We start from the raw sequence: 12,276 nt of genomic DNA, 5'->3' as shown, positions 1-12,276 counted from the left end.
GGCGCCTCATGCACGGATTTTCGTGGCCCTTTGGGCCCTCACCTTCCCGGCGCGATCCGCCGTCAATCCAAAGCGTCGCAGCCTTTGATACGGTACGTTACGTCCAGCACAATACTGTTCGTTACTTTTGGTCGCAGCCGAGGCGCGCGATGCTTTCCCCCATGGCCAACCAAGCTTGCGCTGCGAAGCAGGGCGATACGAATTGCATCCTGGCGAGCAGCCACCGTCGTGGCGACGCCAGCATTCGCGCTCCCGCATCGCTGCTGGGCATGCGCAAGCAATGGCTGAACACGCTCCTTAACGAGCGGACGCGAATAGGAGAGACAATATGATTACATGCTTCAACCCCGCCCGCCCCCCGTCGGCCGTCGTCGATCATGGAATCGTCTCGCACCGATCGGCTGGCCGACATCGCCCGCCTCCAGGCCGCTCTGTCCTCGCGATCTGCGCATGCCTGTCGACAGGAGGTCATCATGGACAATTCTAACCTGTGGTCCGGCATTCGCGCCTTTTACGAACCGACCATTGAAATCATGGCGATGTGGATGTGGGGTCTGCCTCTGTTCGCGGCGGTGGTTGCGATCATCTTCATTCTGTCGGAACGTCCCAACGGCCCCATATCGTTCAAAATGTTGCTTAATGCCGCCTTCCCGCGCGACCTGCACAGCCATGCCTCGGCACGGGTCGATCGCTGGAATGCGATCATCCTTTTCGTCATCGGCTTCCCGCTCGTCGGCCTGTTCGCACTGAATGGCCTGGCGATCGCGACCAACGTCGCCAACTTGCTCAGCGCCGAATTTGGTGCCACCGCCCCGCTGCTGCATGCGGCCTGGGCAATCGTCGCCGTGCAATTTCTGGTCTTTTTCCTGGCCACCGACTTTATGGGATATTGGGTCCATTACTGGTGTCACACCAACCCCTTCCTGTGGACCCTGCACAAGCCGCACCACACGGCCGAAACCCTGACCCCCTGGACGCTCTATCGCCAGCATCCGATCGAATTCTTCATCGTCAATGCTGTCCCGGCGGTGTTTGGCGGCCTGGTGACGGGCGTGGCCCTTTATGCCACGGGCACGGCTCTGCACCCTGGAACCATGGCCTGCGTCGGCATTATGGCCTATATATTGTTCTTCGTGATCGACTTTCTATCCCACGTCCATGTGCCGGTATCATATGGCTGGCTGGATCGGATCGTGCTGGCACCCGTGATGCACAATCTGCACCATAGCATCGAGCTTCACCATCGCGACAAGAACAACGCCGTGGTCCTGACATTGTGGGACTGGATGTTCGGCACGCTCTATCTGCCCAAAAAGGGTGAAACCTGGCGGTGGGGCGTCAATGAAGAAGAGTTCGGCGACCAGAATCCGCATAAGACCCTTAAAGGCTTTTATGGCGAACCCTTTGTCGTCGCCGGCCGGCAGATCAGGGATCTGGTGCGCGTCGGACGGCGGCACGAGGCAGAAGCCGACCCGAAATAATAACGTTACCCGCGCCCATGGCTGCGACCGTTACGGCTATCCGCCGAGGTCGCAGCCAAAGCTGTAACGCCCGCGAATCCGGCCTGTCCTTGCATTAACATGCGATCGTTACGCCGCGATACGGTACGTTACTTACCCCACAGGCGTTGCCCCCATAGCCTCTGAGACGCGATGGGATGAGCACCAGCCCCAAATACCCATTTTTCCAGCACCCTCTCGGGACTGCGATTTTCGCGCCGGGCTTGGGCAAAAAAAGGCGGCACGCATGACGTAGCCGCCAATGAGACAGGGAGTAAAACTGTATGAGGCCTTTCGACACATTCGTTTCCGAACGCCACCGGCGCCTTTTGAGCATGAGCGCGAGCGTATCGATCCTGACGCTGGTCCTGATAGCAGAACTCAACGGCACCGCAGCTCTGGCTCAGGCATCTCAAGGCTCTGCCGTTGATCGGCCCTCACCAGCACAAGCCCGCAACAACGATGACGACAGCAACGCGATCGTCGTTACCGCACGGCGAAAGGAAGAGTCGCTGACGGACGTGCCAGCCTCGATCACGGCCTATTCTTCGGACTTCTTCAAAAAGCAGAATATCCAGACCTTCGCTGATTATGCGACGAAACTGCCAAACGTCACGTTCCAGTACGGCCAGGGCGGCGATTTTTCGTCGGTCGGCTTTGTCGGCGGCAGGCAGACGACCATCCGCGGCGTCGCCGGAGCCAACACGACAGCCTATTACATCAACGATACCCCCGTCCCGGCCTCGATCAGCCCGCAGACCCTGGACCTTGATCGCATCGAAGTCCTTAAAGGACCGCAGGGCACGCTTTTCGGCGCCAGTTCGATGGGCGGCAATCTGCGCTTCATCACGCGCCAGCCGACCTTCACCGAAAACAGCTACACCGCCCAAATCCAGGGCGGCGGCACCAAGAATGGCGGCTTCGATTTCGACGGCAATGCCCTGGCCAACCTGGTTGTCGTACCCGACCGGGTGGGACTGGACATCGCTGGCGGCTACACGCGCGAGTCCGGTTTCATCACGCGCCGTTTCCCCGGTGCGTCTGGGGCCCTTGTTTCGGTGCCCGGTCAGGGGCGCGGCGACACCTACTCGGCCTCCGCATCCTTGCGGGCGAAGCTGACGGATGAGTTGGAGGCGACGATCAGCGGCATCGGGCAGATATATAATCTGCATGGTTTCCCCGCCGCCTATCTCCCCCTCCCCGGTTATCGCCCCGTGACCTACACGATTGATCGCGATCGCGACGTGCAGGAATATTCCAAAGATCGTTGGGGGCTAGGATCGCTTGTCCTCAAATATTCGGGCGAAGGATATTCGATCGTCTCTTCCAGCAGCTATTTTGCGCGTCGAACGAAGGAACTGGAAGACACGACCGAAGGCAATAACGGCTATATCAGGGATGTGCTTGGTGTGGATATCGGGGATCCACCTTTGCCGACCATCAACATTTCCAAGGACCGGCGCTTCACGCAAGAGGTCAGGCTTTCGTTCGACGAAGGCACCCTGCTGCCCGGCTTGTCCGGCATCGTCGGCTTTTTCTATCAGCACCGTTTCAACAGCTTTGCACAGCCGGCCCTGCCTGTTCCGGAATTCGAGGATGCGGGTTTCGATCCGCCATTCATCACGCGCCAGACGTTCCCGACGCATGAAGACAATAGCGCGATATTTGGCGAGCTATATTATGAAATTCTACCCAAACTGACACTGACCGGCGGGCTGCGCCAATATTGGATCAAGCAGAAGGCCGACGCCGTGCTGAGCGAAGGCATCTTCAATTCGCCGGGCGGCGACCTGGCACCGGCACGCCGCAGCCGCCAGAGCGGCATCGTTCCAAAGTTCGTCGTTTCTTACAAGCTGCCGCGGGAGGGTACGGTCTACGCATCGGCGTCGAAGGGTTTTCGTCTGGGCGGATCTCAGGGCCGGTTGCCGGATTTCTGCCAGTCGGACCTCGCTGCGATCGGGCGCACGCAGGATGATACGCAGGATTTCAAGTCCGACACGTTATGGAGCTATGAAGTCGGCGCGAAGAGCCGGATCGCCGGAGGGCGGCTGAACGTTGCGGCCGCCGCGTTCCAGATCGATTGGTCCAACATCCAGCAGCAGGTGATCCTGCCCACATGTACGTTCAGTTTCACCGCCAATGCCGGCAAGGCACGCATTCGCGGCGGCGAACTGGAAGTGAGTGGCAGGCCCATCGCCGGCGTGCCCTTGATGCTCCAACTCGGCCTTGGCTACACCGATGGCCGCTTGCTTGACCCCGGCCTCTTCGCGCAGGCGCCTGATACCCGGCTCGTCCAGACGCCCAGATGGACCGGATCGATTTCGGGCAATTACGATCATCCAATCAGCGACAACGCGTCGCTCCTTATCAGCGCTGACTATAGCTACACAGGGGGGCTGAAAGTCGCAAACAGCGCTGGCGGCTTCCTCGACCGCAAGCCACTTAACTTTGTCAACGCCTCCATCGGCGTGAAGTTTGGCACCTCCCAGATCACGCTTTATGGCAAGAACCTGCTCGACAAGCGCCTCAACCTCGGCGACCTGTACAGTTCGGGCATCGAGCGGTCGGAAATCCTGGCCGATGGCAGTGCCCAGCGCCTGCCGCGTGGTGCGGTCAGCCGTCCGCGCCAGATTGGCGTCCAATTCAGAACCGACTTCTGAGATGGCCATTATGAGCAAAGCGTCATCATTGCCCGACACAAAGCGACGGTGGCGCTCTCCCGCCTGCGGAACAGCACTGGCCCTTGCCATCGCTTTGCTGGTCGCGAGCGGTGCCGACGCTGAAGTGCTGCCGATGCCGACCGTCACTCCGGTCCCGCCCAGCGGAAAGCTACCGCTTTCTTCAGCGGCGCGGGCGGGAACCGAATATGTCGATCTCGAAGAGGTCGGCTATGAAGAGGCGGAATATTATCTCACGGGCGTAGCGCCCGCGATTACAGCAACGGGTCAGACCGTCACGACCGCTCCCTACATCACCCGGTTTCTGATACGCCAGCCCAAAGATCCTGCGCGGTTCAACGGTACAGTCATTATCGAACCGTTCAGCTGGTTTGGGGAGCGGGCTGCCGGCTGGATATTGACCCGCGATTACCTCACCCGAAAAGGATATGCGTTCGTCGGCTACACCCTGTCGATCAACACGCCGCCCAATGACCCGAAATTTCCGCCCGATGAAACCGGACAGAGCGGGGACGCCCGGCAATATGGCGACATCGTCAATTTCGATTTCATGCGCCGCTTCGACTATCCGCGCTATGCACCGCTTGGCAGCTACTTCGACGCAGGCAAGTTCCTGCGCGGTGGAAAGCCAGACCCGTTCATCCCCCAAGCGCAGGGCATCAGCGCTGAACTGGCGATGCTGCTCAAATCGAACCTGCCGCACGGTCCCCTGGCAGGGCGCAAGGTCGAACGGGTCTATGTCAACACCTGGGCGGTCAATGCCCAGATCTGGATGGACTATCTCGATCAGGGTCGACACCAGCAATGGCGTATGCCGGACGGACGTCCCTTGATCGACGCCTATATGACAGGCAAGCTCGCCTATGGCGAGGTGGCGGGAGACAGCATCCGCGTGCCGCGCCACATGCCGACAGACGCGCCCTTCGTCACCATTTTCAGTCAGTCTGAAACGGTGCATGATGCGATCGAACAGATAACCCTGCCGCCTGACACAGACCAACCCAAATTGCGTTATTATGAGGTGATGGGCACCCCACATTTGCGCAAAGCCGATCTGGGGACTGGCGAAGTGGAGCCCATGCCATACGAGCGCGGAAAGCCGGACGATCCGCGGTGCCAGCAGATTTACGACGAGCCATCCGAACTGCCATTCTCGGCGTTGCTGGACGCGCTTGACCGATGGGTGCGATTGGGGGTGCCGATGCCTCGTGCGGACCGGGTCGCGCGCGACGGCGCGGGCGTGCGGCGAGACGCCAAAACCGGCAATATAGTGGGAGGCGTACGCCCGCCCTGGATCATGGTGCCAAGCGCCGAATATTGGACCGACTATGAAACCGGCTGTGGCGTCGTCTATGACACAAAGCTTCCCTATTCCGCTGCGCGACTACGCGCTCTTTATGGCAATTATCGCAACTATGCCCGTCGGTTCGAGGACGCCAAGCGCCGATCCGTATCGGCAGGATATTTGCTTCCAGGCGATGCTGAAGGACTTGAGCCAATAGCCTCTCCCGCCGACTTTACGAAAAAGGCGCCCTGACAGCCGAAACATGGCTTTTGGCTTGCTGCGGAAACGGGTCGCATCGGATTTGCGGATCGGCAAATCCGATGCTGATCAGCGCAACTGCCGTTGCAAGAGCGGGAAACTCAACCACGCTCCTTCGCGGCCCTGTGCGACGCGGGCAGTAGAGAGAAACGCTGCCTATTCAGCCAGTTCCGCGTCATATTCAGCGAATGCAGCCTGTGCGATGCGGGTAGAATCGATCCCGGCGGGAATTCCGCAATATACCGCAACCTGCAACAAGGCTTCGCGAATTTCCTCGCGGGTGAAACCGTTGCGCAGAGCCGCCTTGACGTGCAGCTTCAATTCGTGCGGCCTGTTCAGCGCACTGATCATGCCGAGATTCAGCAGGCTGCGGTCCCGCCGCGACAAACCATCGCGGGCCCATATCTCACCCCAGCAATAGCTGCTCGAAAGCTCTTGCATCGGGCGGCTGAAATCATCTGCCTGCGCCATGGAACGGGCGACATAGTCCGCGCCCAGAACCTCGCTGCGAATGCTCAGCCCTTTGGCCAGTCGATCTTCGTCCATAACCGCTCTCCGAGCCAAGGCCGAGCCTATAGCCCGCCGATAAGGCAATATTTGATGTTCATATATTCCGACAGGCCATGGCTCGATCCCTCCCGACCAAAGCCTGATTCCTTGACCCCACCAAAAGGCGCGACCTCGGTCGAAATCAGACCGTCATTGACCCCAACCATGCCATATTCCAGCCCCTCCATAAAACGCCACTGCCGGGCGAAATCGGCGGTGTAGACATAGGCCGCCAGGCCAAAGGGCGTGTCATTGGCAATCTGCATGGCCTCGCTTTCGTGCGTGAAGCGGATCACGGGCGCTACCGGCCCGAATATCTCTTCATGCGCGATCGCCATGTCCGTGGTGACGCCGGTCAGAACGACAGGCGGGTGAAATGCGCCCTGCTCAGGAACGTCCGGAGCTGTTCCAGCCTTGGACGCGCCCTGGATTTCCGCCTGCTTGACCAGGTCAGCGACGCGACCGGCATCCTTGTCACTGATCAACGGACCCATGCCCGAAGGGTTATTGATGCCGTCGCCTACACGCAATGCCTCGACACGCGCGGTCAGGCGTTCGACAAAAGCGTCATGAACGCCTGCCTGAACCAGAAACCTGTTGGCGCAGACGCAGGTCTGCCCGGCATTGCGAAAGCGTGAGGCCATGGCGCCCTCGACCGCCCGGTCGATGTCGGCATCATCGAATATGATGAAAGGCGCGTTCCCGCCCAACTCCAGACTAAGGCGCTTAACCTGCCCCGCCGCCTGAGCCATGATGAGCTTCCCGACCTGCGTCGATCCGGTAAAGCTGATCTTGCGGACAAGGGGGTGGGTGCAGAACACGTCACCAGCCTCCGAAGACCGCACTGCCGGGGCGACCCGGAACAGGTCATGCGGCACGCCGGCCTGATGCGCCAGATTTTCAAGCGCCAGCGCCGAAAGCGGCGTCAGTTCAGCCGGTTTCACGACAATGGAGCATCCCGCCGCGAGCGCCGGTCCAGCCTTGCGCGTTATCATTGCCAGCGGGAAATTCCATGGCGTGATCGCAGCACAGGTGCCGACCGGCTGACGCAGCGTGATGATCCTCTTCCCCGACGCATGGGTCGGGATTACCTCGCCATAGGCGCGGCGCGCTTCTTCGGAAAACCATTCAATGAAAGCCGCGCCATATTTCACTTCGCCGCGCGCTTCATCAAGGGGCTTGCCGCTCTCCAGCGTCATCAGCATCGCCAGCGCCTCGGCATGTTCGCACATCAGATCATACCAGGCGCGCAACACATCGCTGCGCTCCTTCGCCGTGCGAGCGCCCCATTCATGCCGTGCCGCGTCAGCGCGCTCGACGATCTCGACCAATTCCGCGCGATTATAGCGGCGGATGGTCGTGACTTCGCGCCCGTCTGCCGGATTTGTGACCTTCAGCCCGCCTTGATCAAGATATTCAGGGCGTAACAAATGCAGTGCCGGGTCAGTCATTGCGACAGAACTCCAAGGAAATGAAAGAAAATGGTCTCACAACATGCGCGACAGGACGTCGGTTTCACCGCCCTTGTCTTGCAGGCGGTGCTTTGCCGCACCTGCAACGTGCAGAACGATCAATGCCAGAAGCAGATAGGCGCCATATTCGTGAAGCGCCTGAAATAACGCAAAGGCCTCATCATTCTTTGGCAGTAGTTCAGGCAAATGACCGAAGAAAAAGAAGGGAACGCCATCGCTCTGCGTAAAACTGGAGGACATTGAATAGCCAAAAATCGGGATCAGCAGTGTCAATGTCATGATCAAACGGTGGACCGCATGCGATAACATTCGTTCCCAGCCGGTCAGACCGTCCGGGGTTTGCGGCAACACCCGCCGCTTCTGCCAGCGAATAAGTAGGTGGAGCACCGCCAGCAGCCAGGCCAGGACGCCGAATTGCTTATGATTGGGATAGAAAAATTCGAATTTCGCTATCGGAGTGCTGTCCGGCAAGCTGGTCATATACCAGCCCGACCAGATCAGGCCCAGAATGATGACCGCTCGGAGCCAATGCAAAATGCGCATGGAGAGCGGATATTTGGGACTTTTCCGTCCAGTGTCTTCCTGCATGACCTTTTCCCGATCCTCTAGAGGTAAACGCCTCGCGAATAGCCTCCATCGATAGTCAGGGATTGCCCGGTTATCGAAGGACTCTGCGCATTTGCCAGAAAGGCAATGAATTGCCCGACCTGGGCAGGAGACAGGATTTCACCCGTCGGGATGTCATGGACGAATTCGGCCTCGATGTCCTTTGCGGTAACATCGCGTTCCTCGGCCATTTCGGCAAACAACTCGTCCAGGTGAGGCGTCCGGACGATGCCGGGATTGACGACATTCACCGAAATGCGAAACCGCCCGAGCTGATCGGAAAGTACCTTTGTCAAATGGGCGACCGCGGCATTGCGCAGACCACTCAAAGTGTCGCTCGACCGCCCGGTCAGCCCGCCGATATTGACGATATGTCCCGCCCCCTGTCGCTTCATCGCGGGGACGACCGCCTGCGCGTAACGCAAATATCCGCCCACCTTCACGTCGACATCGGCAATCAACGCATCAATATCGACGTCTTCGATAGCGCCGCCGATGGGCGTAGAGCTTGCTGCCGCGTTGACCAGCACATCGATGCGACCGAACCGATCGACGACCGTTTCGGCAAGGGCTTTGGTGGCGGTGGCATCGCGGGCGTCGGACGCAATCGCGACGACAGGCGTGTCGACGCTCTCCCTCAACCGCGCCGCCGCAGCCTCCAGCGCCGTCTCGCCACGCGCCGTCAAGACAATCGTAAAGCCGGCATTGGCCAGTTGATCGGCGATGCCGGGAACCAGTCCGCCGCTGCCGCCGGTCAGGATCGCAACCCGCTGGCTGCCGCTCATGGCAATTCTGCCTGTATCAGCAACGGCCCATCAAGCGTCAGGCCATGGCGTAGTGCCGCAGACAGCTCTCCATTCGTCGTGGCGCGGATCGCCTCGACACCATAGCCTTTGGCCAACGCGACCCAATCGACCTTGGGACTGTCCAGTTTCGTCAGATCGGCGACAATCTTGTCATCGAGCGGCACTTCGGCCCGATTAAGTTCGGTCTGCAGGATCGCGTAGCGATGATTGGCGGCGATGATGATCGTGACCTTCAGCCCCTCTCGCGCCATCGTCCAAAGCGATTGCAACGTATATTGTGCGCTGCCATCGGACTGAAGAGCAACGATACGGGCGTCAGGCTGCGCTAGCGCAGCGCCGACCGCGCAAGGCAGCCCCTGCCCAATCGCGCCTCCGGTATTCGTCATCACCCGGTGCCGCTTCGCGCGATGCGCGTTGCGCAGCCAGGGGCCGCCCAGAGTTGACCCTTCAAGTGAAATCACCGCGTCCTGCGGCAACTGGACCAGCAGTTCCTCCACCACCGATACCGGCGTTAAAGCTGCGTCCGCTTCGGGCGAGCAGACCGCCTCCATCGGCGCAGGCGCGGGCGCTGGCTCACCGCCAACCTGACTGGCAAGCGCGACCAGCGCGGCAACGGCATCCTCGCCAGGCGCAGCCAGGCGCACCAACCTTTCGTCGGGCACCAGCTGGCTGGGCCAGCCTTCATAGCCGAAATAGCTGATCGGCATGCGCGCGCCAGCCAGCACGACGCGGGCATCGCCCATTTGTGCGATGACATCATCGGGGAAATAGGCCTGACGCTCCACTTTCGGCAGATCCCCACCCAGCGTTACGATCCCCGGATAGGGTTCCATCAGCAACCGTCCGCCCAGAGCGGCGGCGAGCGCGGCCCCGGCACGAATCCCGGCTTCGGTGAGTGCGCTGCCCCCCAGCAGGACGATGGTTTCGCCCGGTTCGGACAGCGCGGCCACCGCTGATTTGATCCTGTCGTCCCCCACCGAAGTCAGCTGGTACGGCACGAACCCTACTGTGTTTCCGTTGTCAGGCGCCGGGGCATCAACCACATCGGTCGGGAAAATCAGCGTTGCAGCGCCACCTTCCGCCAGATTGGTCGCCGCGAACGCCTGTCGCACATCATCAGCGATCGCATCAGGCTTTGCGAGGGAGATGACCTGACGGGATACAGGTTGTGCCAGCGAGACAATGTCCGACGTCAGCGGCGCGTCATAGGCCAGATGCCATGTCGCATGATCACCGATCAGGTTGATGATCCGCGAACCCGCGCGGCGCGCATTGTGGAGATTGGCGATGCCATTGGCAAAGCCAGGCCCCAGATGCAGCAGGGTCAGCGGCACTTGTCCCGAAACGCGGGCATAGCCATCGGCCGCGCCTGTACACACGCCTTCAAACAGGCTGAGAACGCAGCGCAACCGTCCGTCACGCGCCAGCGCACTGACCAGCCCCAATTCGGTCGTCCCAGGATTGGCGAAACAAATGCGCGCGCCGCCTTCATACAGGCTGTCGAGCAAAAGATCGGCGCCCAGGCGCCCGCTGACGGGCGCTTTTGCTTCGCTTTGAACGTTCATAATATCTCTTTCCTGTCAGCCAAGCGCCGCCCCACCGACCTTCAGGCCGGCAAGGAAACCTTCGACAAGGCGCATGAAACTTTCATGTGCATCGTCATGAACATAATGGGAGGCTTCAGCCACGCTGGCATGTGCGAGCCTGGGGTTGCCGGCTTCCAGCTCCCTCACCTTATCGAGGTTGCAAAAATCCGATCGCCCGCCCCGGATCACCAGAGTGGGGGTACGGATCGCGGCAATCACCGGGTGCAGATCAACCACGCGCGATGGATCAGGTTGAATGCGGGTCGCCGCAATACCATCCGCATCATAACGCCATACCACCGAACCGCTGTCGTCTGCCCGCATCGATTCAAACAATCGTTCCTCGATGGCTGCATCAGACACGTTGGGCCGCAGCTTGCGCCAATAGGCGCGGGCCTCCGCCCAGTCGGCAAAGCGTGTTGGCAACGCAGCCATTTCTGCGACGATCCGTTCAAACCCGGCACCCGATACCGAAGAACCGGCAGTGATGTCTTCCACGACCAAAGCCAGCAACCGATCCGGATGCTTGGCGGCGTAGCAATAGGATGTCGTTCCGCCCATCGAATGACCGACCAGCACGAAGCGATCGAGCTTCAGGGCATCGGCAACCGCTTCCAGATCGCCAAGATAGGCGTCGGTATAATAGTTGCGCTCCGCATCCCAGTCGCTTTCCCCCCGGCCACGCGCGTCGAACGCAATCATGTGCCAGCGATCGGCCAGAGACGATGCCAGCTTGCGCCATGTCCCGGAATAGCCTCGCAAGCCATGCAGCAACAGCATGGCTGGCGCTTCCGGGTCACCCCATTCACGCACATATAGATCCAACGTGCCGCTCGAAATGCGGCGGGTCCGCTCCCTGTCAAGCGTCGCGACGGGAAGCGGAGCCTGGCCTTGGTCTGTCATCGTCTGGATGCTCATGCGTCAGGTCAGTCCGTTGCCTTCGGCATCTTCGGCCTTGAGGCCGCCCAGGCGCGCATTCAGCCGTCCGCGCGTGGCAAATGCCCAGCAAACGATCACTTCGTCACGATTGGGCGCATCATCGAAGGAAACGCTCATCGTGTCGTAATGCGAACGAACGTAGAGAGCATCCTTGTGGCCGAAGGGAATGTCGAGAATAGTGCCCGGAACGCCGCGCTTGCCCGTCGAGGGAACCCATGACGCGCCGCCGCCCACTGCATCACGGACCGGATTGGCCGCCGGGTTGGTCAGCAGGGCATTGCCATGCTCATACTCACCATCGATGCCGACCATGATCGCCTTGCCGTAGCTTTCGATCTTGGCACCACCCGACAGCGCATTCAGCCGTCGCCCGATTTCCGTGCCCAGTTCCGGGGAGGCATCGATCCAGGCCGAAAGATCCTCGACAAACTGGCCGGCATAGGGGTTCTTGATGCACGCGCCGATCATATATTTGACCAAAGGCTGGCCATCTGCAGGAGCGCCTGTTTCACCGGCCCAGATTTCTTCCACCTGGCTGAACCATTTGCGGATGTGGAAAGCGCCGAAGTTCGGCTCATACGTCTTCATGTCATTCTCC

General features: G+C 60.2%; 10 protein-coding genes. 3 read left to right on the top strand and 7 right to left on the bottom strand.

What is annotated here, in order from left to right:
• Positions 1-473 precede the first annotated feature (473 nt).
• The 3 genes from SX1_RS06075 to SX1_RS06065 all read left to right on the top strand — a co-directional run bounded on the left by SX1_RS06075 (position 474) and on the right by SX1_RS06065 (position 5,714).
• Complete coding sequence (locus SX1_RS06075) at positions 474-1,481, top strand: sterol desaturase family protein (protein ID WP_241763567.1); 1,008 nt, start codon at positions 474-476, stop codon at positions 1,479-1,481.
• Between the two features lie 353 nt (positions 1,482-1,834).
• A complete protein-coding gene (locus tag SX1_RS06070; protein WP_019052316.1) occupies positions 1,835-4,159 on the top strand; it encodes a TonB-dependent receptor in 2,325 nt (774 codons plus the stop codon).
• Positions 4,160-4,169: 10 nt separating this feature from the next.
• Complete coding sequence (locus SX1_RS06065) at positions 4,170-5,714, top strand: alpha/beta hydrolase domain-containing protein (protein WP_026002076.1); 1,545 nt, start codon at positions 4,170-4,172, stop codon at positions 5,712-5,714.
• A 162-nt stretch (positions 5,715-5,876) separates the two neighbouring features.
• Here SX1_RS06065 and SX1_RS06060 read toward each other — a convergent pair whose 3' ends face one another.
• From SX1_RS06060 to SX1_RS06030, 7 genes are read right to left on the bottom strand one after another with little or no spacing between them, the layout of a single operon-like run.
• Positions 5,877-6,266 carry a carboxymuconolactone decarboxylase family protein gene (locus tag SX1_RS06060; protein WP_017181275.1) on the bottom strand — a complete coding sequence of 130 codons (390 nt, stop codon included), beginning with the start codon at positions 6,264-6,266 and terminating at the stop codon, positions 5,877-5,879.
• A 26-nt stretch (positions 6,267-6,292) separates the two neighbouring features.
• Positions 6,293-7,720 (bottom strand): NAD-dependent succinate-semialdehyde dehydrogenase, encoded by a 1,428-nt coding sequence (locus SX1_RS06055; protein ID WP_017181276.1) that lies wholly within the window; start codon positions 7,718-7,720, stop codon positions 6,293-6,295.
• A 36-nt stretch (positions 7,721-7,756) separates the two neighbouring features.
• Positions 7,757-8,329: a cytochrome b gene (locus SX1_RS06050; protein ID WP_017181277.1), complete on the bottom strand. Its 573-nt coding sequence runs from the start codon at positions 8,327-8,329 to the stop codon at positions 7,757-7,759.
• Positions 8,330-8,346: 17 nt separating this feature from the next.
• Positions 8,347-9,132: an SDR family oxidoreductase gene (locus SX1_RS06045; RefSeq protein WP_017181278.1), complete on the bottom strand. Its 786-nt coding sequence runs from the start codon at positions 9,130-9,132 to the stop codon at positions 8,347-8,349.
• Positions 9,129-10,718, bottom strand: coding sequence for an acetolactate synthase large subunit (locus SX1_RS06040; RefSeq protein WP_017181279.1), 1,590 nt, complete (start codon positions 10,716-10,718; stop codon positions 9,129-9,131). The genes SX1_RS06045 and SX1_RS06040 overlap by 4 nt, the downstream gene beginning before the upstream one ends.
• A gap of 15 nt (positions 10,719-10,733) precedes the next feature.
• Positions 10,734-11,642 (bottom strand): alpha/beta fold hydrolase, encoded by a 909-nt coding sequence (locus SX1_RS06035; RefSeq protein ID WP_241763568.1) that lies wholly within the window; start codon positions 11,640-11,642, stop codon positions 10,734-10,736.
• An 18-nt stretch (positions 11,643-11,660) separates the two neighbouring features.
• Entirely contained in the window at positions 11,661-12,266 is a 606-nt protein-coding gene (locus SX1_RS06030) for an amino acid synthesis family protein (RefSeq protein ID WP_017181281.1), read from the bottom strand.
• Positions 12,267-12,276: the final 10 nt, after the last annotated feature.

Origin of the sequence: Sphingobium xenophagum NBRC 107872 (genome assembly GCF_000367345.1) — a bacterium.
GTDB lineage: Bacteria > Pseudomonadota > Alphaproteobacteria > Sphingomonadales > Sphingomonadaceae > Sphingobium > Sphingobium xenophagum.
The sequence above is the reverse complement of the archived record's forward strand: the minus strand, read 5'-3'. Positions and strand labels throughout refer to the sequence as shown.